Annotated in this window: 22 protein-coding genes; 19 read left to right on the top strand and 3 right to left on the bottom strand. The window is 54.6% G+C overall.

Annotated elements, in window-relative coordinates; genetic code table 11:
• The first annotated feature begins 8 nt into the window (after positions 1–8).
• Genes PLF13_01915 through PLF13_01875 form a run of 9 tightly spaced genes read left to right on the top strand, consistent with a single transcriptional unit; the run spans position 9 to position 6,802 of the window.
• Positions 9–428: a hypothetical protein gene (locus PLF13_01915; protein HOP06027.1), complete on the top strand. Its 420-nt coding sequence runs from the start codon at positions 9–11 to the stop codon at positions 426–428.
• 12 nt (positions 429–440) lie between these two features.
• Entirely contained in the window at positions 441–1,544 is a 1,104-nt protein-coding gene (locus tag PLF13_01910; protein HOP06026.1) for a hypothetical protein, read from the top strand.
• A gap of 54 nt (positions 1,545–1,598) precedes the next feature.
• Positions 1,599–3,014 (top strand): hypothetical protein, encoded by a 1,416-nt coding sequence (locus PLF13_01905; protein ID HOP06025.1) that lies wholly within the window; start codon positions 1,599–1,601, stop codon positions 3,012–3,014.
• Between the two features lie 3 nt (positions 3,015–3,017).
• The gene (locus PLF13_01900) at positions 3,018–3,827 is read left to right on the top strand and encodes a hypothetical protein (protein ID HOP06024.1); all 810 of its coding nucleotides are present in this window, start codon (positions 3,018–3,020) and stop codon (positions 3,825–3,827) included.
• Between the two features lie 9 nt (positions 3,828–3,836).
• Complete coding sequence (locus PLF13_01895) at positions 3,837–4,211, top strand: hypothetical protein (GenBank protein HOP06023.1); 375 nt, start codon at positions 3,837–3,839, stop codon at positions 4,209–4,211.
• Complete coding sequence (locus tag PLF13_01890; protein ID HOP06022.1) at positions 4,212–4,499, top strand: hypothetical protein; 288 nt, start codon at positions 4,212–4,214, stop codon at positions 4,497–4,499.
• Positions 4,496–5,269 (top strand): hypothetical protein, encoded by a 774-nt coding sequence (locus tag PLF13_01885; protein ID HOP06021.1) that lies wholly within the window; start codon positions 4,496–4,498, stop codon positions 5,267–5,269. The genes PLF13_01890 and PLF13_01885 overlap by 4 nt, the downstream gene beginning before the upstream one ends.
• 13 nt (positions 5,270–5,282) lie before the next feature.
• Positions 5,283–6,458, top strand: coding sequence for a carboxypeptidase-like regulatory domain-containing protein (locus tag PLF13_01880; GenBank protein HOP06020.1), 1,176 nt, complete (start codon positions 5,283–5,285; stop codon positions 6,456–6,458).
• Between the two features lie 32 nt (positions 6,459–6,490).
• The gene (locus PLF13_01875; protein HOP06019.1) at positions 6,491–6,802 is read left to right on the top strand and encodes a hypothetical protein; all 312 of its coding nucleotides are present in this window, start codon (positions 6,491–6,493) and stop codon (positions 6,800–6,802) included.
• 49 nt (positions 6,803–6,851) lie between these two features.
• Here the strand turns inward: PLF13_01875 and PLF13_01870 are convergent, their stop codons facing one another.
• A complete protein-coding gene (locus tag PLF13_01870) occupies positions 6,852–8,939 on the bottom strand; it encodes a dockerin type I repeat-containing protein (protein ID HOP06018.1) in 2,088 nt (695 codons plus the stop codon).
• A gap of 132 nt (positions 8,940–9,071) precedes the next feature.
• On the opposite strand from PLF13_01870, the gene lipA reads away from it, so the two are divergent.
• Both lipA and PLF13_01860 read left to right on the top strand, forming a co-directional pair.
• Positions 9,072–9,917: a lipoyl synthase gene (gene lipA / locus PLF13_01865; protein HOP06017.1), complete on the top strand. Its 846-nt coding sequence runs from the start codon at positions 9,072–9,074 to the stop codon at positions 9,915–9,917.
• Positions 9,918–10,024: 107 nt separating this feature from the next.
• Positions 10,025–11,542, top strand: a complete 1,518-nt coding sequence (locus PLF13_01860; GenBank protein ID HOP06016.1) for a response regulator — start codon at positions 10,025–10,027, stop codon at positions 11,540–11,542.
• On the opposite strand, the gene PLF13_01855 is transcribed toward PLF13_01860, so the two are convergent.
• Complete coding sequence (locus tag PLF13_01855; GenBank protein ID HOP06015.1) at positions 11,520–12,617, bottom strand: site-2 protease family protein; 1,098 nt, start codon at positions 12,615–12,617, stop codon at positions 11,520–11,522. The two genes, PLF13_01860 and PLF13_01855, sit on opposite strands and share 23 nt — an antisense overlap.
• A gap of 140 nt (positions 12,618–12,757) precedes the next feature.
• On the opposite strand from PLF13_01855, the gene PLF13_01850 reads away from it, so the two are divergent.
• Both PLF13_01850 and PLF13_01845 read left to right on the top strand, forming a co-directional pair.
• Complete coding sequence (locus PLF13_01850) at positions 12,758–13,522, top strand: TIGR00266 family protein (GenBank protein HOP06014.1); 765 nt, start codon at positions 12,758–12,760, stop codon at positions 13,520–13,522.
• 4 nt (positions 13,523–13,526) lie between these two features.
• The gene (locus tag PLF13_01845) at positions 13,527–14,093 is read left to right on the top strand and encodes a hypothetical protein (GenBank protein ID HOP06013.1); all 567 of its coding nucleotides are present in this window, start codon (positions 13,527–13,529) and stop codon (positions 14,091–14,093) included.
• Positions 14,094–14,533: 440 nt separating this feature from the next.
• On the opposite strand, the gene PLF13_01840 is transcribed toward PLF13_01845, so the two are convergent.
• The gene (locus PLF13_01840; GenBank protein HOP06012.1) at positions 14,534–15,670 is read right to left on the bottom strand and encodes a 4Fe-4S binding protein; all 1,137 of its coding nucleotides are present in this window, start codon (positions 15,668–15,670) and stop codon (positions 14,534–14,536) included.
• A gap of 287 nt (positions 15,671–15,957) precedes the next feature.
• Between PLF13_01840 and PLF13_01835 the strand changes: the two genes are divergently transcribed.
• The 6 genes from PLF13_01835 (at position 15,958) to PLF13_01810 (ending at position 24,657) form a co-directional block, all read left to right on the top strand.
• Entirely contained in the window at positions 15,958–16,950 is a 993-nt protein-coding gene (locus tag PLF13_01835; GenBank protein HOP06011.1) for a tetratricopeptide repeat protein, read from the top strand.
• A gap of 38 nt (positions 16,951–16,988) precedes the next feature.
• A complete protein-coding gene (locus tag PLF13_01830) occupies positions 16,989–19,271 on the top strand; it encodes a M1 family aminopeptidase (protein HOP06010.1) in 2,283 nt (760 codons plus the stop codon).
• Between the two features lie 61 nt (positions 19,272–19,332).
• Positions 19,333–21,087: a SpoIIE family protein phosphatase gene (locus PLF13_01825; protein ID HOP06009.1), complete on the top strand. Its 1,755-nt coding sequence runs from the start codon at positions 19,333–19,335 to the stop codon at positions 21,085–21,087.
• 77 nt (positions 21,088–21,164) lie between these two features.
• Positions 21,165–22,139: a hypothetical protein gene (locus PLF13_01820; protein ID HOP06008.1), complete on the top strand. Its 975-nt coding sequence runs from the start codon at positions 21,165–21,167 to the stop codon at positions 22,137–22,139.
• A gap of 132 nt (positions 22,140–22,271) precedes the next feature.
• Positions 22,272–23,735: a 4-hydroxyphenylacetate 3-hydroxylase N-terminal domain-containing protein gene (locus PLF13_01815; protein HOP06007.1), complete on the top strand. Its 1,464-nt coding sequence runs from the start codon at positions 22,272–22,274 to the stop codon at positions 23,733–23,735.
• A gap of 322 nt (positions 23,736–24,057) precedes the next feature.
• The gene (locus tag PLF13_01810; GenBank protein ID HOP06006.1) at positions 24,058–24,657 is read left to right on the top strand and encodes a hypothetical protein; all 600 of its coding nucleotides are present in this window, start codon (positions 24,058–24,060) and stop codon (positions 24,655–24,657) included.
• Positions 24,658–24,746 lie beyond the last annotated feature (89 nt).

Here is a 24,746-nt window from a genome sequence, read left to right as displayed (position 1 = left end):
GGGAAAACATGTCTGTAAGAGATCAGAATCTCGAGGCCGTAGCGCCGGTGCTGGCTACGTTCAAAATCAACCAGACCGCCGGTGTCGATAACCTCGCCGATGCCAATATCGGGCAGGCGGTAACGCTAACGGCGGGAGGTGAAGTCGGTCCGGCCGGTGAGGGTGATCAGTTACTCGGCAAACTCATCAGTCTGACTTTGACCGATGCCGACAACGGCGACCGGCTCGCTACGGTACAGGTCGGCGGGATCTGTCGTCTGGCAATTGCCGCCACTTACCCCACGGTGGGTGATCGTGTCGTGGGCGCCAACGGCGGTGCGGTCAAACAGGCCCCGGCGGTGGCCTCCGATCCGGCCGGAGGCAATATCGCCCGGGGTACCGTGCTCGAAGTCAACAGCACGGTCGATTGTGTCATTCTGCTTAACTAGAAAGGATTCATCATGGATTTTGACCAGTTTCTTGATTCCAAAGCCCTCTCGGAAATGATGAATCGCACCGGCGATTCCGAAGCCGCGACGGCGGTCGATCTTACTCGCACGGCCGGTATCGAAATCAGCCGTGACCTGTACCACGAAGCCGAAAGCCGTGGCCTGACGCTCTCCGAGTTGCTCGAATGCGAAGAGTACGATCCCTCGCCGAACGGTTCTCCGCTCGATGCCTTCGAGCGCCAGTTGGCCCTGGCCGGCATAAGACTCGGGGGGAAGTCACCCAGTACGGTCGAGCTGTTTTATCAGCAGTCACCGGCGCTGTTGCCGGAGTTCATGCGGCGTGAGATCAAACGCGGGCAGTCGATGCGACCGGAACTCGGCAAGCTGTTGGCTAATTCGACCAATGTCGCTTCCAACTCCTATACGCCGTTCCACATCGATACTTCCGATGACTCCAAATTCGCCCTTCGTCCGATCGGCGAGGGTGCCGAGGTGCCGCAACTGCTGGTGACCGAGCAGAACCACGCCGTCAAGGTGCGAGACTACGGCCTCGCCCTCAAGACCTCCTACAAGGCGTTGCGCTATCGCACTACCTCGCAATTCCGCGTGCTGCTCTGGTACATCGGTTTCAAGCTCCAGACCGACAAGATCGCCATGCTCGTCGATTGTCTGATCAACGGCGACGGCAATTCCAACGGTGCGACTGTGGTCAATGCCGCGAGCAGTGGTACTCTCGACTACGGCGACCTGATCACCCTTTGGGCATCGTTCAATCCGTTCGAGATGAACACGATTGTCTGTCACGGTGATCAGCTCAAGGCGATTCTCACGCTCGATGAGTTCAAGGACCCGCTGGCGGGGTATCGTTTCCAGAAAACCGGTGAACTATTCAGCCCGCTCGGGGCCGGACTGGTGCGTTGCGATAACGTCCCGTCCGACTATATCATCGGTCTCGACAACCGCTTCGCGGTCGAGGAAGTCATCACGCAGCCGCTCACTATCGAGTACGACAAAGTGATCGAACAACGCTTCGAGGAAGCGGTGATCTCCGAGTCGATCACTTATGCCAGGGTGATCAGGGAAGCCTCGGTGGTGCTCGACACGGTATTCAGTTGATCCTGACGCGGGAATCTGTCAAAAGCGGATTCCCGCCCACTATTAGGGAGTAAGATGGACGTTAAAATCACTAATCCGACCGGCGCCTGCGGTTTGGGTAATCCCGGTTGTCGTCTGTTGATGAAAGTCGCGACGGGCGCCTACGCCGGACGTATGGCGCTGGTATTTCAGAACACCGCCAACGTGATCCAGTTGACCTGGACCGATCCGCCTTATGCCGTCTGGTCCACCCCGATCAACCTGGCTTCCGACGCCGCCGACGTGCCGTTTGACGCTGTGATGGATGCCGATGGCGCCATACAACTGGCATATACCGAACGCACTTCGGAGTATGTCGTCACTCGGCACGTCGGTTTTACGGGCGGCAACTGGACCAGCGGCGCCCGGATCACCGTCTATGACGGTCAAGTCGGTTATTATCCGTCCCTGGCGGTCGATCCGGACGGGAGATTGTGGATTTCTTTCAGCCGCAAGGAAGGAAGTTTTTATTACCTGCACGTCAAGTCCTCCGATGATCTCGGCCTGACTTGGGGGACGGGGACTTCCGATACCGGTTATGTCCTCAATTCCGGAACGACGTTGCTTTACAGTCGCATTGCCCTTGACAGTCTGAACATTCACGTTTTCTACGTGGACGGCGGCGATCTGCTGGCCGTGCGGTCGATGCCTCTTGGTGGAGAGGCGTTCGAGGCGGCGGTGGCGGTGGTGTCGACCGGAATCGTATTGGATCAGCATTTCGATATCGCCGTGTCGGATGAAGGGCTGATCGGGGTATTGTTCGACGGTGACCAGCTCAAATACCGGGAATACGACGGAGCCAACTGGGGGGCGATTGCTACCCTCGATGAAAACGAAGCGTTCTGGCCTCGGCTGAAATTTGTCGGCAATTGTCCGGTTGCCTGCTATCTCAGTCAGTTCGCTGCCGGGCAGTTTCGCCCGATGATCGTTACGCGCCGTATGGGCAGCTTCTCCGATCCGGAACCGTTGTTGACCGCTTCGGATTGTTTCCATGCGGTTCTGGCCTGGTCCGGAGCATCTTCGAGTTTTGCCGATTTGACTTCGGTTGCCGCCGATGCCGCCGTTGCCGACCTGTACCATCCGGACAGCGGAGCGTTGCTTGCCCAGGCCGGTGATCAACTCTATCTCGGCTCGATTCGGCCATTTCGTTTCGTGCGGTTGCTGCTGTCCACGGCGGGGGTTGGTGGATCGGTCGCTTTTGCCTATTTCAACGGTTCGGCTTTCACGCCCTTCACCCCGGACGGAGGAGCTTACGATTTCGATGCAGCCGACAAAGAACTGCTGTTATTCGACGATCTTGCATCGGCTCCGGTCGACTGGCAGAAAACGACCATAAACGGACAAAACCTCTACTGGATCAGGATCGAGGTCACTGATAATTTCAGCACGGCGCCGGTCGGCAGTCAGATTACTTCGATCAGCAACCTGACCGCATTCTGTGTGAGGAGGTAGCACATGTCCTATGCCACCGTAGATATGGTAAGACGCCATCTGATTTCCAGAACGCCCGCTGTGGATCGTATCCGCAATCAACTCCTGACTTTCGATAGTAACGATCCGATCATGTTTTACGCGGGTGATGTCGAAGCTGACAGCTTTCGGGTGAAGTCGCTCCGATCCGGCGCGTTGCAGCGGGCAACTCTGGTGCTGTCCGCACTAACGCCGCTTTCCGGTTTGCCTCTCGTGGAAGGCTCCGTTGTGGTTGCCTCGAACAGCTCTCTCGGACACGTCTTTATCGAGAATGTCGATTACGTGATCGACTACGACAACGGCGCCCTTGCGATCAAATCGTCCGGGGCGCTGGATGAAGGAACGGAGGTGTCGGTCTGGTATCTCAGCTATTACCTTTACCGCTCCGGCAGCGACTACAGCCTCGACGCCGAGGACGGTTATCTGCGTCGATTGACCGGCGGAGACATAGCGCTGAACGAACAGGTCCGGCTCGATTACCGTCCGAACCGAACGGTCTACTCGGAGACCGTACTGGCTTCGGCCGTTGCTGAGGCGAACGGGATGGTCTCGGCCGAAGTTGACCCCGACCGGCAGTTCGGTGCGGAACCGGCTCTGCAAGCGGCGGCGGTGTATCGGGCGCTGGAGATTGTCAGCCTCAGCGCCGCCACCCGTCAGTTGAGCGCCCAGCCCGACAGCGACCGCGCGGCGTTGGCCTGGATCAAACTGGCCGAGCAATTTGCCCAACGCTCGCGCCGTTATCTCGATGATTTCCGACCCGGCTTGAGCGGCCCGGTCAGTCCCACCCACAGCTAGGAGAGGAACATGATTACAGGATTGGAACGCCTTAAATCGCATCGGATGTGGTTCGTCCCGGACATCGCCGTCTGGGGCCTGGCGATATGGGAGCAGATAGAATTCGCGGTCCTCGAACGAATCGGCTCGGATACCGCATTACTTTTCGGTCGAGTGGATCTCGACGACAATGCCCAGCAACTCCTTTATGTCGATCTGGTCGACCATCGCGGTAATCACCTGCCTGATACGATTGACACACCGCTGGTCATGATTCGCTCCCGTGGTGAACAGCGCAGCTATGTCGTCGGCCGGGAATCCAACCAGGGGGTCAAGGTCGCCCGCACGGCCGCATCACCGGCAGCCGTGACCAGTGATCTGCTGGTAATTGAGATGGGTAGCTGAATGACAATTAAATCGGCGGAAGAAGCGGACCAGCTTCAGGTCATCGGGCTTTTCGACAACCTCCTGAACGAGGTCTATGAACTGGTTCTGCAACAGATAAAAAGCAATCCGCCCAAACTGGGAGATTTTCTGAAAATGTTCGAAATGCGACTCAAATCGACACCTCCTTCGACACGCCATAAGAAATTCTGGCAACTGCTCGAAGAGATTCGGCAAAATACACGACCGCTCACCGGGGAAACAACCGCCGACGGCAAGACGACGGTGAAGAAAGAGACGACCAAATGAGGGCTGCCTTACTTGTTCTCATCCTATGTCTGCTCCTGCCGAATCGTCCCAAAGCCGCGGTCGATACCCTCAGGGGAGTTTCAGATATGGTTGACGCCGTCATTTATTCCTGGTCCGATTGCAACGGCGAGGTCACCGGTGAAGACTGTCGCCGCTACAACGGCGGCGGTGTTTACAACATGGGAGTAGGGCTTCTGGGAAGCGCCCAGGATCGGCGCATTCTGTTTCGTCTGACCGGTTGGGACGGGGTGGTTCCTGACTCATCGGAGTTTAAAGTATATTGCTACGTCCAGAGCAGCATACTTCAGCGAAGGATCTTCCTTTATCCGTTGACCACACCGTTCATCGCCGGAAATGAAGCAGCCTACGGCCTTGGTGACTACCCCAATCCTGATAGCGGCGTTACCTGGCTGCATCGCTATCTGGATACGGGTGATGGCGACTCCCTGTTATGGAATAACGCGGGGGGCGACTACACCACGATGGTAGCTTGTACCACGATGATCAATGGCACCGGCCAGTATTTTTCCTTCCGGAATTTCAACCGGATCCTGACTTACTGGGACACCGGCGGCGCCAACTACGGTTTCATCCTCATCAACCAGAACGAACTTCCTGTCAATCTCAGTGCTAAGATTCTGAAGTCATCCGAGTCCGGCCCGGGATATTATCCGTTGTTGTTGCTTTATACCGGTGATAGCGTTACGACTTCCCCCCGGCGTCGTCGATGCGTTATTGCTTCTGATTTCCTTGATCCGCAAATCAACTGAGAGGTGCAAGTCCATGCGCGTCATTCTTGCTTTTATCGTGATAGCTTTGGTTTTCTCGGTCAACGCCGCGGTCGTGAACAACTCGAGTGTGTCGGTATCGTCGGAAGATTCCCTGTCGGTGTTTTTCTACTCGCTCGATTCGCTCGGTAATCCCGCCGTTGCCGATTCGGTCTATCTGCTGGTAGTAGGGCCTTCGGGAACCATCACCGCCGCTGATTCGTTGGCGATCTCCGACAGCCGCATCACCGCAACCAGCATCGGGGCGAACCAGTGCTACAGCTTCGCGGAGCAGGTTTCGAATCTCGACGGCTCCGGCAGTACCGGTTGTTATTGTCTCACTCTTCTCGCTCACAGCGGCACGTTGTCGTTGTTGACACCGAACCGAACGAGTTTCCAGCTCATCTCGACCGAGCTGTCGGATCAACTGGCGGCGGTTGATGACTCGGTTCTGGTCAAAGGCGGCATCATCGACAGCAATCGCACCGAACGGGGAGCTGATTCTGCTTCCATCGGTCGTTGGGTTTGGGATGTGCCGCAATCGCTTCATAACCTGTCCGGGAGTTTCGGCGGATATCTCGATACCGATATCTCCGGAATCAGTTCCGGCGGCGGGGCGTATTCATGTTCTGTTCGCCTGATAGACAGCGCCACCGGACTGGCTGTACCGGGAGCGGGAATAACGGTGCGGAGTCTGAACCAGTCGAGCGTGCTGGCTTCGGGCAGGAGCGATATTGAGGGTATCGCCCGGTTCAATCTCGATGCCGCTTCTTATTTGATAACAGCAACCGCCCCCGGTTTTACCTTCCGGGCTTATGACACGGTAGCGGTCGATGGCCCGGGGGAGGATACCCTGTTTGCTTTTCAGTTCATCCCGGACGCTCCCGAACTGCCGGCTTTCTGTCGTGTGTGGGGCTTTCTGTTTACAGCCGATGGCTCCCCTGAGGTTGGAGCAACCGTGGCGGCTCGCATCCCGACCGGTATGACCAGCTACGGCTGGGCTATTATCTCACCCGTAGCGGTTACGGCCGGAACCGACTCCACCGGGTATTTCGCTCTGGACCTGTTGCCCTCCGACTCGCTCGGTTTCGAGGGTGCCGACTACGAGTTTACCATTACCCGTAACGACGGCGCTATTTTCCGTCGGAGGCTGAACGTCCCGGACTCCACGACCTGGCGTTTTCGCTGGTAATAACCATGCAATGAATATCGAAAGGAGAATTCATGGAATCGTTCCTGACCAGTTCCTCATCCTGGCTGGGGCTGCTTGGCTCGATCGGGCTTATGCTGGCCTCACAGTTAGCCACCAGGTATGTCATCCCCTTCCTCAAGATCGGCAAACGGCAGCAGTATGCCGGGTACATCGCGACCATTGCCGATGAAGTAACCGATGACCTCCGTACCCGTTATCCCGACAAGGACTGGCTGGCGCATCTTGATGAAGCGATCGACAGCCTCATCTCGATCTGCGGCATTTCATCCGAGATTGCCCAGCGGGCGGTCAGCGCCGCTGTCGGACGCAAGACTTCACAATGAAAAAAGGCCGCCCCTCGGGGCGGCCTTCGTACTTGGGTCTATAACTCCGTTAGTGAGCCGGTTGCGACATTCCGGTGAAGATGAAATTGAGATAATAAATGATATCGGAAACACTGATCAGTCCGTCGCCGTTGGCATCGGCCCGACTGGCGCCGCCCACCGGAGCCGGCCCGGCATGAACGATATTGTCGATCAGATAAACCAGATCGGTAACATCGGTGGAGCCGTCGTTGTTGTAATCACCGGCCAGGTAAACCGCACTGCAGTTGTAACGAGTCATAATCGTTGAAATATCGGAGAAGCCGGAACCGTCGGTTCCTTTGCTTCGAATGAAATACAGCGAATCCTCGTACAGGCCGGTCGGCGTCCAGTTGAACGACCAGCCGTCGGCGCTGTTAAAATCACCGCCGATCGTTTGACGAGTCGAAGTCCAGTCCTTCACGTAGAATGAGATCATGATGTCGATATTGAGCCATGATCCTTCGTATTGAACCTGGTTGACTCCGGCGTATTGCCGCATCGGGAGCGTCACGATCGTGCCCGTCAAAGGATCCGAAACAGTTATATTGTAGCTGCCGTCCGGTTGTTCCCAGCCGGGGAAACCATCAACCGTCATATAGACACCGATATCACCGCTGAGTCCGATCACTACCACCCGTTCCAGTTCTTCGACCCAGGAACGCATTTCGAGATAGTCCGGATTGCGCATATAATCGTATTCGAGCAAGTTGCCGCGTGGAATGAAAAATTTCCTGACGCCGGTTAAAAGCAGTTCGTCATAACTGTCGGTTGAGTCGTTTATCGGGATAGCGTTGGCGATCTTTCCGGCCAGCTCGAACGTGGTTTCGTAGTTGGAGCCGGATTTCATCAGATACGAGAACCCACGATCAAACCAGGCTTTGACCGCGATTGCCACCGCCACCGGGCCGGTGCGATAATATCCTAAACCGGCGGCGTTGACCTGATCCAGTCCCAGCGAATAACCGGATGAAGCCATTTTACGACTCATCTCAACGTACAGCATGTCGGCATCGTTGCATTGCATCAGGATATTGACCGGTGTACAAATCGTATCGCCGAAATCGGGTGAAACGATTGTCGGTTTCGGAGGAGTGGGTTCGAGATAAACGGCGACTGAATCAGCCGAACTGCGTCCCAGCGTGTCAACTGCTGTCGTACGAATATAGTAACTCCCTTCGGCCAGAGAGGAGAAATCCCAATCGTAGCTATAGCCGTTGCCTGCAAGGATTGCATGGGAGCCGTCACGCAACGGACGTAAGCCTTCGTAATCACGACCGATCTCCGTGTAAGCGCCGCCGGTCGAGTATTCGAACGACACGTAGTCGATAATATCCGAACCGGACTGTTCCCAGGCCCAGAGATCAGCCGAACCGAGCAGGTTGGCGCTTGCGGCCGGACTCATCATCACAACCACCGGCTCCGGTTGTGCGCCGCCGTGTCCGCCGGTTATCCCGACCACGAACAGCCAGATTCTGCCGGGGAAGTTGTAATAGCTATTGTTCACCAGGTCGATAAAACCAACATTTTCATCCCAGATATTGTAGGAGTTGCAGGTCACCGGTGTGACATCGGTTACCAGACAGGGATTGCAAGTGTCGGCCAGTCCGCCACCGATATAAAATCCGGCAAAGAACGGTTCGTTGACGACTACCGGTGTATCCAACTCGACCCAGATGTCGTAAAGGTTGGCCTCCGGCACCTCATCGCTGAAATTATCGCTGTAGTAGAGCAGTTCCCCCGGAGCCGGGCAGGAGCTGTTGGTCCAGTCGGCGGCTTCGATATCCGCACCGTATATGATTGGTGTGGGGGCATCGAAATTAAGGAACATGTGTACTTCGAGGATCGTGAACGGATAAGGAGCGGGGCAGGTCAACTCCGGATCGATGTATGCCTTGTACAGTTCATCGCCGATGATCCAGGACTGAATCAGCCAGGCCAATGAATCGGCATTCAGGCCGGTGCAGGTATCGGCCGCTGAAAGACGGGCGCCGGTGCGGAGAGTATGTATCGTTGAACTTCCGAGTGGTTTGATCACCGGATTGCTTTTATCAACCGCGCCGACAGTGGCAGCTATGATCAAGACCAGGCATAATGCCGCGGCCGAAAGGCGTTTCATGCGCTTGCTCCTTCGATTATACGACTTTAATCCTTTGTGTTGATTATCGGCCGATTCCCATACATATTGAGTATCATCGACCGGTGGCAAATAAGGTCGTTGTGTCTGTTTAACATAGAAAGGATCAGGCTTATCCGCCCCTACGAAAGAAAACCTCCCTGGCTCAAGGTTTCTGCGTTTCGCGGTCAGGGTTTTAATGAGGTTACCCGAAGGCTCAAGGAGCTGGGGTTGAATACCGTCTGTCAGGCGGCCAACTGCCCCAATCGCGGGGAGTGTTTCAATCGTGGAACAGCTACTTTTCTCATCATGGGGCCTGTTTGTAGCCGTAATTGTACCTTCTGTGATATTCAAGGGGGTAAGCCCCACCCGCTCGATCCGACCGAACCACAACGAGTCGGCCTGATGGCTGCCGAGTTGAAACTCAAACACGTGGTGGTGACTTCGGTTACGCGAGATGACCTCCCCGACGGCGGCGCCGACCATTTTGCCCGGACGGTTGCCGAGATCCGCCGGGCTATCCCGAGTGCCACCGTTGAGCTTCTTACGCCTGATTTTCGGGGAAGTACCGAAGCCCCCGACATCATCATTGCCGCCGCTCCGGACGTTTTTAACCACAATGTCGAAACCGTTCCCCGTCTTTATAAAATTGTTCGCCCCGGGGCCGATTATCAACGTTCGCTGGCCCTGCTCGATTACATCGGCCGGACATCCGGCATTCCCACCAAATCCGGTCTCATGGTCGGTCTGGGTGAAACACCTGAGGAGCTTCAGGCGGTGTTCGAGGACCTGGCCCGGATCGGCGTAGTAATGTTGACCATCGGACAATACCTGCGTCCCTCGATGAAACATCAGCCGGTGTTTCGTTACGTTACTCCCGAAGAGTTCGATGTTTTCGGCAAAGCCGCCGAAGCTGCCGGAATCAAGCGCGTTTTCTCCGCGCCGCTGGTGCGCTCTTCATATATGGCCGAAGCGCTCTGAAGCCGTTTTATCGCTTCCCGATCAAAAATTAAACAGAAATAAACTCACCTGTGAGCCTTGAGCCCTTTTATCCGATAAGGTTAAAGGACAGAAAGGTAACCAATGAGATGAGAATCGGCGAAGATAAGCCTAGCCTTTTAGTTGTCGATGACGAGAAATACATCTGCGGTATCATAGTCGAGGCGCTCGCCTCAGAGAATTATGAGACTGTGGCTATGTCTGATCCAGCCGAAGCTCTCGCCTATATCGAAAACAACCCGGTCGATCTGGTGTTGACCGATCTGGTTATGGGCGAGTTCTCCGGAATTCAGGTTCTCGAATCAACCCTGACCCATCATGAGGACGCCGCTGTCATTCTTATGACCGCCCACCCGACGGTTCAGACGGCGATTTCGGTTCTCAAGAAGGGGGCTTTTGATTTTCTCATCAAACCGTTCAAGCTGGAGTTGTTGCGTGCTACTATTCGTCGCGGATTGTCGCATCAGCGAATAGTGCGTGAGAATCTGCATCTGCGCGGTCAGGTGGAGTTTCTGAAAGTCGCCGGTACGGCCGGGGCCGAGGTGGATATCGACGAATTTCTGTCTATGGTGGTACGGTCCTGTCGCAAAGAGATGTCCGCCTGTGCCGCCGGATTGATCGAAGTCAATCCCAAGACCAACGAAATCGTGCGCCGAGCCTGTGAAGCGGAGCATGAGTCGCTGCACGCGGTGGTGCTGGATGAGTCAACCCTCGAGCATTTTAATTTCACCAAAAGCAGCAAACCGATTATCAGTTCGGAGCCGATCGAGGAAGGCGGTATGCAGATGAGCCGTATCTACATCTCGCAGCCGATCTTCTCCCGGCGCAAGCTGCACGGTGTCATCAATCTTCTGATCAAAGCTCGTTTCGATCGGCTTACTCAAGGCCAGATCAACGTACTGAATATCCTGGCTAACTCCGCGGCCGCCACCATGACCAACTTTGCTCTTTACCAGGATCTGCGACAGTCGTATCTCCAGGCAATCCGCGGTCTCGCTCAGGCGATTGAAGCCCGCGACGAGTACACCGCCGGTCATACCGACCGCGTGTCCCGTCTGGCTGAGTCGATTGCACGGGAGTTGGGCTGGTCCGAGAAAAGTATCGAGGCTCTTGCGATGGGGTGCACCCTGCACGACATCGGCAAGATCGCCATCCCCGACTCAGTGCTCAACAAGCCGGGCAAGCTGACCGAGGAAGAGCACAAACTGATGCTGGATCATCCTAATCTCGGTCTTAATATCATTCAGGGCATCGACCTCTTCCGTCCCGCCGAGCCTTATATCGTTTCACATCATGAAGCATACGACGGCTCCGGTTATCCGCTCGGCCTGGCCGGTGAGGATATCCCTATCGAGGGACGCCTGCTGAGCGTTGCCGACACTTTCGATGCCATCGTAACCGATCGGCCTTATCGCAAGGGCGCCGATCTCGATGTGGCGGTGAGCGAGTTGATCAAATACAAAGGGAAGCAGTTCGATCCGGACCTGGTCGAAGTTTTTCTGGATTTGATCGCCGACGGTAAAATCGATCTTAAAACTCTTTACGATCGTGAGTTCGATCTCTCCGTGGTAAACGAGATCAGGGCTACTGAAACGGCACCGGCGTAAACGATATCACCAAAATCGCTAAAGCTATCCATCCCATCGCACGTGCGGTCGGTCCGGGCGGAGTGGCATCGTGTAATGTCGGCGGATGTTTCATCCCGAAAATCAAACCGAAAGCGGCAAATACCCACCAGGTCGGGGAGAGGAAACCCATCGCCACCAACCCGACCGTGGCGATTATCCCCAGGATATGCTGACGCTTGCACACCAGTCCGTAAAGGATATGTCCGCCGTCAAGCTGACCGATAGGCAGGAGGTTGAGGGCCGTTACCAAAAGACCGACCCAGCCGGCAAAAGCAGCTTCGGACAGCAGGAAATAGTGTCCCTCGGGAGCGGTGCCCAGAATCATGCCGGTCAGGAAGCGCATCAGGATCGATTCACCGTCCATCGAGAAGGCCAGTTCGGTCGGGTTAAACCAGTTGGGAGGCATGACCTGTGAATGACTCAAACCGTATATCAGCCAGATCAGGGCTACGATCCAGCCGGCGATCGGTCCGGCGGCGCCGACCTCGATCAGATCGCGGCGGTTCCAGAAGGGTGATTTGGATTTGATGATTGCCCCGAAGGTTCCGATTATGCTCGGAGCCGGGATGAAAAACGGCCATGACATGACGATATTGCGCCGACGTCCCGCGATGTAATGTCCCATTTCATGAACGAACAGAATCGAAATCATCGCCATCGTGAACATGATCCCGGCGCCGTTTTTCAGCGCTTCGACCGTGTCGTCCCAGGCTGCCGAAAAAGTCGGTGCGGCGTTGAGCATGCGCAGATAAACCGGAACGAGATAGACGGCTATCACAGTAGTAACGAACATGACGATGTTGGTTGTTGGAATTTTCCGGCGCGGTCGCGGATTGATAATCAGCAGGCAGGGCTCGTCGCTGCTGTCGAGTTCGAATTCATAACCGGCCGTGGTCAGGCGATCGCGGATCATCTTGAGCGAGCGAGTCGTCTCATAGCGGCAACGAATCGACATCGATATCTTGTCGGCGCCCTGGTGGTAAATGGCGTCGATCAGAAACAGGTCCTCGAGCAGGCGGCCAATCGTCTGTATGTCGCGGTCGAAATGCTCCATGAGGGGACAATATATGCGATCCGTCGCAAACTACCAGTGAGAATTTTAATTCCCGCACGGTCGCGGCATTGACAAACCAGCCCTCGCTCACGATCTTACGGCAATTCATCGTATCACGTTTTTCAATCGGAGAAATAAAGATGGCGGACGTAATAGACTTCAGGATTTTTGGCGATGATATGCAGATCGTGGAGGTCGAACTCGATCCGGGCGAAACCGTTCGCGCTGAGGCCGGAGCCATGATGTATCTCGAAGACGGCATCGAAATGCAGACCTCGACCGACGGCGGTATCTTTCGGGGGCTCAAACGAATGGTGACAGGTGAGTCTTTTTTCATTACTTCGTTCATGAACGTCAGCCAAACGAAACGACACGCCGCCTTCGGAGCGCCTTTTCCGGGCAAGGTGATCCCGCTCGATTTATCCCGGTTGGGCGGGCAGTTCATCTGCCAGAAAGACTCGTTCCTTTGCGCGGCCAAGGGGATCGAGATCGAGGTCGCCTTTACGAAACGGATCGGAGCCGGGCTGTTCGGCGGCGAGGGATTCATTCTGCAGCGGCTCGAAGGGGACGGTCTGGCATTCGTCCATGCCGGCGGCACGATCATCGAGCGTGAGCTGGCGATCGGTGAAATTCTGCGAGTCGACACCGGTTGTCTTGTCGCGTTTGCCCCGACGGTGGATTACGACATTAAATATATCGGTGGTTTCAAAAACGCCCTGTTCGGTGGTGAGGGATTGTTTTTCGCTTTGATGCAGGGGCCGGGCAAGGTTTATCTCCAGTCTTTGCCGTTTTCGCGCCTGGCCGATCGGGTTATTTCCGCCGCGCGCTGGAACAACAAAGGGGAAAAGAAAGGCATAGGCGGCTTCGGCGGCGATCTGCTGGGCGGCTTTTTACAAGGGGATTGACGATATGAACGGATTGTTTCGGATACTCGTTTTGTTGGTGGCGGCAACGCTGCTGTTCACCGGTTGCGGCAAGAAAGAAGAACCCCGGGGTAAGGCCGAGCCAACCTCAAAACTTGGCCCCGGGGATGTCGCCAACGCCGAGTACGATCTCGGTATGGAGGGGCAGACGGTGGTGTTGGAGAACGGCCGATATGAAAGCGATCCCGCCGACCGGGATATGTACATGGAAGCCGACATGATCAAAGCGGCCTTTGATGATCTCGACGACGACGGCCACGGCGATGCGGCTGTCGTGTTCGGTTGGTCCGGCGGTGGTTCCGGGTATTTTACTTCGTTGCACGTCTTGATCAACGAAAACGGCCAACCGCTCGACCTGGCTCAGGAATCACTCGGCGACCGCACCCGCGTCAACGGTGTCGCGGCCAACAACGGTTTCATCGTGGTCGACATGGTTACCCACGGTCCCGACGATCCTTCATGTTGTCCCACACTTCATGTCAAGTACGGCTACCGCTGGGACGGTCTGCACCTCACTCAGGTCACCTGGGACACGCTGGGAGTGGTCAACTGACCGGATAGTACGTGGGGCCTGGCTTTGTGAGTTTCCGTAGCACAGGTCCGTCTTCGAACCTGCAGCGGATGAAGTAGGTCAGGTTTGCTTGCATGCAACCTGACATTGTAGGGCACGTCTCCCCGAGACGTGCCGAAAAGGTGTTGGGTGCGAATTTCCCCCCCTCGGGGATTGTTGACAAACCTCCATCGCGGCGGAGACAAGCCCCGCCGCTACGCGTTAAAGAACCCTGACCTCGCGTAGCGGGCGGCCTTGTGTCGCCCGCATTACTGACGTGTTTTGCTGAACATCCGCGCGTACGGCTTTTTCAACACTCCCTTTCGTGGGAAAGACGTTCCGGGCAGGTCGATACCAGGCTGACGATGACGTCTGCCGCCCACGAAAAAAAACGGTCGGACAAAAAACGCCCGACCGTTCATATTTCCGAATGATTCTATCGGCTATTTCTTAAATCCGAATTTGATCGCATCCTCCGGACATGCCCGCACGCATTCCCCGCACGAAGTACAATCGGGGAGAACTTTCATATTTTGTTCGACCAGCGGCTTTATGGTCGGACAGGGGGAGGCTTCCATACATGCGCCGCATTCGGTGCAGGCATCATGATCGATCCGGATTCTTCCCGGTGCGATTTTTTCGAGCAGCCAGGTGATCGCACCAATCGGACAGACCAGATAACAGAACGGCCGATACAGCATCAGGCTGGCCACGAAAAGAATGATAAATCCCGCGATGAAATAGGCATCGGTGTATTCCCAATGAAGCAGATGGAACATATTGATCGAGTCATAAATGCTGTACGAGGAAAACGCCACCCAGGTATCACCGGTCGGATCGGCGCCGACCTGTTCGGCCAGGTAAAGAATGTGATCCATGACCCAGAAGAAGGTCATGAAAAACATCACGAGCAGGCCGAAACGAAGCGTGTTAAACGCCGTGAAATTGAAATTCTTGAACTTCTTGGGGAATGGAATCTTGTTGATCAACTCCTGCATCGCTCCGAGCGGGCAGACCCAGCCGCAGAACAGCTTGCGTCCGATAAGGCTCGGGACTAGCATCGCCAGCACGATGGCAATGAAGGCCGGGAACCATTGCCCCCAGGTGAAGCGGAACATAATCAGCTTGGTAAGGCCGCACATCGGTGAGGGATGCAACGGGTAAACGAGACCGACTCCGAACAGGAAAAACGACAGCGCCATGACGCCGATTCGCACCCATTTGTTGATCCAGCGACCGAACAACAATATCAGCCCGAGGAGCATGATTGCCCCGAAGGTGAAGTATTTCGGGACAAACAGAAAATCACTCACACCGGGCGGGGTTCTTCTTCGGGCCGGAAGCGGCGGTGGTTCTTCTTCGACCATGGCGGCCGCAACGACAGCCGAATCCTCAACCTCGACAGAGTCCTCGTATCGCGCCGGGTGGACGCATTCCGGTTCACCGTTGGCGACCGTGGCCGAGTCGAGCACCGGCTTATTGGTATTGTCTTGAGCGAAAACGGGCGGTGATAAGAGAATCACGCACAGGACGGCAGCCACAAGGCCGCCGAGCAGTAGAAACCTCTCATACTTTTTCATAGCGGGGAATATATGTTACCGGTGTCTTTTGTCAAACAGGATCGACAGCGTCTCAATAACAAAAGCGAAGTTCGCAACCGTCTTCGCGAAAATTCTGAAGGATGAGGCATAGTAAGGCCTTCCACCTACAGGTTTGGTTCCAACTGATGAGAAGTATCGGTGAGGGATAAAATGTCGTCTGGTAGAAGTCCCTGATGGTGCGATTAAAATCCTTAATACTGACAAACAGTTTGCGGCCGATTATATTCGGCCAAATGGATTTAACCTCGTAATAGGGCAGGAGCGCCATGAAATATCTGATTCCGGTCCTGGTTTTGGTCTGCGGTCTGGCGGCGATTCCGGCTGCGGCAATCGATCAGGTGGAGAAAGGGGTTACGGTGACAGACAGCGAACAAACCGCTGATGCCCTGCTGGAGCAAGCCGATGAGATTTTCCAGCAGCGCGATTATCAGGCGGCGTTAGACAAATACATGGAGGTAATAGAAACTGCCCGAGCGCAGTTCAATCGGTCGGTTGAAGCCGAGGCTATGGCGCAGGCAGCCCGGATGAATCTCCTTCTGGGTAACAAGGAGGTCGGGCGCGAATGGCTGGCCGATGCCGCTGAAAAAACCAGCGATGCCGACCCGATGGGCTGGTCGCGCTATCTCGGCGTCAGGGGCCGATTCGAGTGGAAGGACGACAATCTGGTCGAGGCCCGCCAGACGTTCGAAACCATGTACAACTACTGTACCGTGAACGCTCTCTACGGTCGGGCGGTTGATGCCGCTCACATGATCGCAATCGTCGCTGCAACACCGGATGAACAGATTGAATGGGGGCGACGCGGGATCGAGGCGGCCGAGGCCGCCGATGCGGAGAATTGGCTGGGACCGCTTTGGAACAATCTCGGCGCCACCTATTTTGACCGGCAGCAGTATGACTCCGCGCTGGAATGTTATCAGAAAGCTCGCGACTACCATTGGCAGTACTCCGGCGAGGTCGCCAAGCTGTTCGCCGACTACCACGTCGGCATGACCTATCGCTTCCTGGGGCAGTACGACGAGGCGGGACAGTGGCTCCGGCCGGTGCTGGCCTGGGCGGAAAGACTCGACAACCAGAGTGCGATCGGCCAGGCTTGTGAGGATTTGGGTGAAATCGCAGCCGCTCAGGGTAATAAGGTCGAGGCGCTGAAACTACTTAAGAGAGCTCGCGACTGCTATAAAGCCGAGGGATTTGATGAATCCTGGCCGGAAATTTGGGAAAACATTAATACCCGTATCAGTCAAGTCGAAGGGAATTGATTAACCGGGCGACGGTCGAAATTTGGGAGAGTGTGAAGGTGACAAGAGTCTTGCGGGCAGTTCTGCTGTTTTTCGGTTTTCTGTACATCGGTTCGGGGCAGGTTATGGCTGCCACCGGCGAGGAGTTGAAGGCTGTGGTCGAGGCAATGGCCGATGCCGATCTCAACACGACCGAGGTGTTCACAATCGTCGGTCGTACGATCGAGCACGAAGGTTTTCATCTTGTTCTGGATACCGGACGATTGGCCTTTCTGAAGCCGGTCGTAATTGACGGTGTCCCGCGAGTGTACGGAGCAATGTTCGAGGGGAAAGGCCGCTTCCAATTTACCCCGCAGCTAAGATACGAACGGGAGCAGATCCGGCGCTTTTTCAAATCCGACTCGCTCGACGCGTCTTTCGAGCGAACGGCCCTTTATTTTTCTCAGGAAATCTATGACAGTCTGACTGCCTGGGGAACACCCGGAGCTAAGCCGTTCGGAGGAAAAGAACTGCGCTGGATGGACGGGAAGATCGACGAAATTACCAAACGCGAGAACTACGGGCACCTGTTTCTGGTGCTGACCGGTCTGATGCGTCCGGCGGAACGACCCTATCTCATGGTCGATGTCGAACCCGAAAAATATCCCCCCGTTCGTTATTGGTTCGATCCGGACTGGTCCGAAGAAGTCAGTTTGTCGCGGGAACTCTGGGAACCCGGGGTCAGATACATGGAACTGATAAGCAGTTATTCCCAGTATGACGTTGCGGAATATCCCCATATAGGCGGTCATGCCAAATCACGTCTCCGTCCGATTAAGTATCGCACGAGCGGTTCGATAGATCGCTCCGGGAACTATTGTGGCAAGGCGGAAATGACGGTCGGATTTCATGACCCGACACAACTAACCCCGCTGACTCTGCATCCGGAGCTGACCGTTGACAGTATCCTTGACGAAACCGAAACACCGGTGGCATTTCTGCGCTGGACAAAGCGTGACAACCGTTCTTCGCCGCTCTATCTCTTTTTGAACCGAGTATATCAGCCGGATGAAAAAGTCGTATTCAAGTTTTTCTATCAGGGCAAGATTGCCGAACGCTTTAACGGTGAGTTCATCGTCAGCGCCGGGGCCGACTGGTACCCGCGCACATCGGCGCAACCTCATGTCGATTTCGATATGACCTTCTATACGCCCAAGGATTTCGCCTTTGTGGCTACCGGCAGGAACACCATGTCGGAAACGGTCGATGATACCCTGATGACTCGCTGGCAAACGATAGAACCGGCCGACAATGTCACTTTCACCATCGGCAATATGACCAGGTTCGAGTTCGGCGATGAGGAGACCGGCCCGATTGATATTTATTATCACAAGGATGTTCATCTTAATCGCAATCGACAGAAATACGTGGCTGAAGATATCGAGGGTTCTCTCCGTCTGTTCGAGCGGCTGTTTGGCGAATACGCTTATCCCAAGACGACGGTCAGTGAGATATTCGCCTATCACGGCGAGGCGTTTCCCGGCTTCATTCATCTCGGCCATGAGTTCTGGGAGACCGACACCTGGGGAGCGGAACGAATTCTCCGCAGCCACGAAGTAGCGCATCAATGGTGGGGGGTAGGTGTCGATTATTCTTCGTATCATGACCAATGGCTCTCGGAGGGATTCGCTACCTACAGCTCACTGATGTACTACCAGGCCGCTTACGGTCAGGAGAAATTCACCGATAAACTTCGTGAGTACCGCGACCGGATATTCGATGTCCGCAAGTACCTGTTTATCAAGGGCGCGGAGTCGGGACCGATTATCCTGGGATATCGTACCTCGAGCAGCAAAACCGAAGACGACTACAGTCTGGTGGTCTACAAAAAAGGCGCACTGGTGCTTCACATGTTGCGCAACATGCTCCTGAATCTGGACACGATGAAGGAAGACTTGTTTCTGCGCATGATGCAGGAATGGTATCGCGACTGGCGCGGTAAATATGCCACCACGGCCGATTTTCAGGCTCTCACCGAGAAGTACACCGGCATCGACATGGACTGGTTTTTCCAGCAATGGGTTTTTGGGACGGAGCTGCCGACCTACAAGTTCGATTACGATCCGGTTCAGGATGAAGATGGTCGCTATCGGGTTAAGTGCCGCGTGAAGGTGGAGGGAGTTCCCGAAGGTTTTAAAATGTTCATGCCGGTTGAAATCAGACTGGGTGAGAACCGAAAGGTTTACACTCGTGTAATGATTGACAAGCTGCAACAGGAGTTCGAAATCCCCGGATTGCCGGTAAAACCTGTCGAACTCATTTTTAATCCGTTTGAATCGGTTCTCTGTAAGGTCAAAAACTAGGCTTGTAGAAACCGATATAACTGTTTGACAATGTTCGCCTTTGGGTTACCTTGGGGCCGTTATGTCAGAGACATCGCACCATCACCAGACTCGTGTCGAAAAGCTGCTTCTGGAAGCGGCCCGGACATTCAACTCCACCCTGGAATATGAGGAACTCGTTGAACGGGTGCTTCGGCTCGTAATTGCAGCCGCGGATTGTGAAGCGGCGCTGTTATTCCGGGTCGATCATGACCGGACCGATATGAAGGTCCGTCTCATGCACTGCGTCGATTGTAAGATCCGGGTGTTCCGACGCGAGTTCGGTTCCGGATTGCTGGGTTGGATGACTCACTACCGCGAGCCTGTTATAATCAACGAAGCGGCCCGGGATGAACGTGTTGACCATGAATTGGGTCGTCTGGGTGAGATCGAACTTCGTCAGGTTATGTCGGTGCCGTTGATCGGCAAAGGACAGATGATCGGTGTTATCGAGGCGATTAACAAGAGTGACGGGGGATTCGATGATGCCGATCTCGATGTGTTGATCGGGTTGGCCAACCAGATTGCCGTAGCTCTCGACAATGCCCATTTGTATCGTCTGGCCCGACGTGAAGCTCTGGAAAAGCGGCTCCTGAACGATATCGGCATCAAACTCTCCAGTCCGCTTCGTCTGGATGAGGTCCTCCAGGAAATCCTTAGCTCACTCAAGGAGGCCGTTTCTTATGACGCCGGCGGTGTCTATCTGATCAATTCCGAAAAAGGTGATATTCAATCACTTTATACGGTTGGCTATGATCCGGCGCTTGACGCCAAGGTACGCCTGAAAGTCGGCCAGGGGCTGGTTGGATATGTCGCCAAATCGGGCGAAACGATCAACGTCCCGGATGTCACGGCCGATGATCGCTATGTTACGGCTCGCCCGGAAACGCGCAGTGAAATGGCCGTGCCGATCATCCTCGATGATCTGGTGATAGGTGTGATTAACCTCGAAAGCAATGAAATGCACGCTTTCCAGGGTTCGGATCGGTCGTTGCTGAGCGCTTTTGCCAATCACGCGGCCATTTCGATCGAACGCGCCCGTCTCCACGAAGAAATAATCTCAGCCAAGAAGCTCGAAGAGCAGCTTAACATCGCCCGTGAAATACAGCAGACATTCCTGCCCGATGGTACGCCGTCGATAGCAGGTTACGATATCGCGGGGCAGAATATCCCGTCGTTCCAGGTCGGTGGAGATTATTACGACTTTATTCGAATCGTCGAATCTCAATACGGCATTGCCATTGCCGATGTCGCCGGAAAAGGCATTCCGGCAGCTTTGATTATGGCTTCGTTTAGAGCCTCGCTGATCGCCGAGATTCGTAATAATTATTCGATCCGGACTATTTGCCGGAAGGTCAATCGCCTTTTAACCGAATCGCTGCAACCGGGCCGGTTCGTGACGGCGGTCTACGGTGTGCTCGACGCCAAGAACCATGTACTGACTTTCGCCAACTGCGGTCATAATCTGCCGATTTTACTCCGAGTCGACGGCTCCGTGGAGTATCTGCGCGAAGGGGGACCGGTGATGGGAGTCACGGCCGAAGCCGAATACGAGGAACGGCCGTTATACATTCATGCCGGAGAAGTATTACTTTTTTATACCGACGGTGTATCCGAAGTGTTTAACGATAAAGGCGAGGAGTTTGGTCTCGATCGATTGATTGAAGTGGTGCGAAGCAACCGGGATCGATCCTCGCGGGAGATACTCGGCGCAGTTTACAATGCCGTCAAGGCCTGGGCGGCGAGCAGTCATGTGTTCGATGATCTGACCATGATTGCCGTCAAACGGATACAGTAAATAAGTGCTTTGCAAGCTGTTATGGTTGGGCTATCTTGTACTGTACATATCCTGTGGTTGATTTTGGAGGAAAGCTTATGAGGAAGTTACTCGGAGTAGCGCTGCTGCTCACCTGTCTTACCTGGGTCGGTTGCGGCAGTGACGACGACGACGACGGCAACGGAAACGAACCGACTTTAGTTGAAGTAACGGCTGTGGAGGTTACCACTCCGCCCGACATGAATAATGTTAACGATTCGCAGTGGGGCATGGCAACGGCTACGAAACTTGATGTTGACTACCGAACCGCTCCGCCGACGGCTTTGGCCACCCTGACCGATTCTCTCTCGTTGCAGGCGATTACCTCCGAGGGGGATCTTTATTTACGGTTGATCTGGACCGACGACAGTCTGAATCAGACTCGCGGCAACTGGTCTCTGGTTGACCTTCCCCCGGAATTTTTGTTCTCCCGTAACCCGGAAACCAGCGGGGAAGATCAAGTCCTGGTTATGTTTGATAACAGCACTTTCTGGGATGTCTGGAACTGGCGGTCGCTTACTACCGCTCCGGTTCATTTGGCCGAAGGTATGACCTGGGACGGCGCTGATTTGGTATCCGATTCGGGCCAGCAGAAAGTGGCTTATGAGAATATCCTGCTTGACCAGACCCGGCCGCCGTATGTTCACAAGGATTTGGCTGCTTTTGACGGTCTTGTCATGTACAAGGAAGATATTATCTCTTCGAGTACGGCAACCAGTTCAACGGGATGGGAAGTCGGCGACATGGTTCCGGGTTTCTATCTGGATTCCACGCGCAACGTCTGGTTTGCCGCACATCCCGAAAGCCGCTGGGATATTACGGCCAATTACAGTTATAGCAACGATACCTACACCTTGGTTCTTAAATGTGATATGGCGGGAAGTAACACTATCGGTTCGGTCGATGACATCAACATGACCGCTATGGATAAGGTCAAAATGCGTATCGGCATTTTGAACGATCATGCCGCAATCAACATCGGCGGCAGCTCAGCCCGCGGCTTCACTAGTGATTTCAACCTGGTATTACCCTAATCTCCTGATCTGAAATCGCAACAAGCTGAATATAAAGGGCCGGTTTTAACCGGCCCTTTTTCTTGCCACCCGATCACCGCATGACATATATTGTTGGCGATATCAACGCATTGAGGAACAAGGAGCAACATTATGGCTATCAGGACCTATGAGGAATACTTGCAGTCGCTGCGCGCCATGCGCCCCAACATCTACAAGTTCGATCAGTTGATTGATGATGTCACCACCCACCCGGCTACCAAACGGACGGTGGAAGGGCACGGCTGGGCATTCAAAGCCGCGGCCGATCCGGAGTTGAAGGATAAGATGACGACCGTTTCGCATCTTACCGGGGAGCCGATAAGCCGATATCTCTCGATCATCCGCGAGCCGGAGGACATGTATGCCAACTCTATAATGAAACGGCTCATGTTCAACCTGACCGGTACTTGCACCGGCGGCCGATGTGCCGGATGGACGGCTTTGAACGCCATGTTCATTACCACCTGGGAGATGGATCATGACCTCGGCACCGATTACCATCAGCGTTTTCTGGCCTGGCTCAAGGATGCTCAGAGCCGCGACATTACCGTCTCCGGTGCTTTGACCGATCCCAAGGGTGATCGGACTCAGGCCCCCTCGCAACAGGAAGATCCCGATATGTTTCTTCGCATCGTGGAGAAACGGGACAACGGTATTGTCGTGCGAGGAGCCAAGATCATGATCTGCGGGGTGGCGGCAGCCAATGAGGTTTTCATCCTGCCCGGTTCCGGCTATCGCGAAGACGACAAGGATTACGCCGTTTCGTTTGTCATTCCGCGTGACATCGAAGGGCTCACGATCGTTGAGACCAGACATCCCTCCGACCGTCGCGACGAGGAAGATGGCTTCGACAATCCGGTCAGTGAGGGTGGTATCACGCAGGCCTTCCTGTTGTTTGAAGATGTTTTCATTCCCAACGAGCGGGTATTTCTTTGTGGCGAATTCAAATACTGTCTCAAAGCGGTGCAGAGTTTCATCATGCCGTATCGTTCGGCTATTGGCGGCTGTGTCGCGGGGCAGGGAGATGTCAAAATCGGTGCGGCGGTTCTCGTGGCCCGGGCGAACGGTCTTTCCTCGAAAGTATTCAACGATAAATTGATCCAGATGCACATCAATAACGAGACGACTTTCGGGATGGGTATTGCCGCCGCCGCTTGTGGCAAGAAACATCCTTCCGGCGCCTGGCAATGCGATCCGCTACTGGCCAACGTCAACAAAGTACACGTTGCAACTCTGCCGTATCAAACTTCGGTACTGGCCCAGGACATTTCCGGCGGAATTGCCGAAACCGGTTGCATACCCTCAGCAGTTGATTTCGAGTCGGCTAAATACGGCCATCTGATCAAGAAGTACATGAAAGCCAAGGCTTCGGCTGAGACTCGCACCCGGGCGGCACGCCTGGTGGAGTGGAGCACGATCGGCGGCGGTGTCCCCGGCTGTATGCACGGCGGTGGTTCACCCGACGGAGCTAAAATTGTCATAAGGCTCGCGGCGGATCTGGAAAAGAAGGTCGAAATAGCCCGCAAACTGGCCCATATCGAAGAGAAACTCGAAGACCCGGTCAAGAAAAAGTAGGTCTCGAATCTTTATAGATTGAGCATCGATTTAGCGGTGTAATTGCTTAGCCCCTCGGCTGTGTATCGGTCCATTCGAACTTCACACGGCAGAGGGGCTTTTTAATCGGAGTTATTTTATCGGATCCGAATCGTTGCCGGACGGCATTCCCCATACGCTTATCACACGGCAAGTGGCCCTGCGTTAACAAGTTCCATTGATCAACAGGATCCGGGACGCAGGGATGCCCCATCATTTTTTAGTCACAACCGAAACCTGAGGGGAGTGAATTCGTATGGAAGCCTATAAGATGAGGTTTGATTTCTGCGCAAAGGGAAATGGTATGAAAAAGATCACAATACTGCTCGTGATGCTGGCTTTGAGCCTGACATGCTCATACGCTCTGGCGTCTCCACGTGTTTATTTCGATAACGACAGCGATCACGAGATCAGTATAACCAGCCTCAACAAATGCCGAATGGGCGAAGTCCAGATAGAGATCGATGATGAAGATATCTATCTGACGCACGAGCTTTATTTCGATGACGAGATCCTGATCAATGAGAAACACGAGCTGTATGTCAACGAGGTCAAGGTCGAACTGAACGCCGACCAGCAAAAACTGGTAGATGATTATTACACGCTCATCTTCGAGTTACGCGATTATGCCAAGGAGATCGGCTGGGAAGGAGCCAAAATAGGCATCCATGGAGCCAAATTGGGGCTTCAGGCTATCGGCGGGCTTTTTAAGATGCTTTTCACCTCGTACGACGATGATGATTTCGAGCGCGACATGGAACTGGCCGCGGATAAGATCGAAACCAAGGCGGAGCGGCTGGAGCAGAAAGCCGAATATCTCGAGGATATGGCGGATCTTTTCGAAGAGATAAATTACGAAATGTTCGAAGATATTCCGGCTCTGAAAGAACTTGAGTGGTATTAACCGCTCAATGCCATTAGCAACAGTGCTCTTATGGTGAAGCCGCCGGTCGTAAGATCGGCGGCTTCGTTATGGCACCGTCAGATGTTTGT

Source organism: Candidatus Zixiibacteriota bacterium, from assembly GCA_035380245.1.
Taxonomy (GTDB): domain Bacteria; phylum Zixibacteria; class MSB-5A5; order GN15; family FEB-12; genus DAOSXA01.
This window is presented reverse-complemented; position numbering and strand designations above follow the sequence as displayed.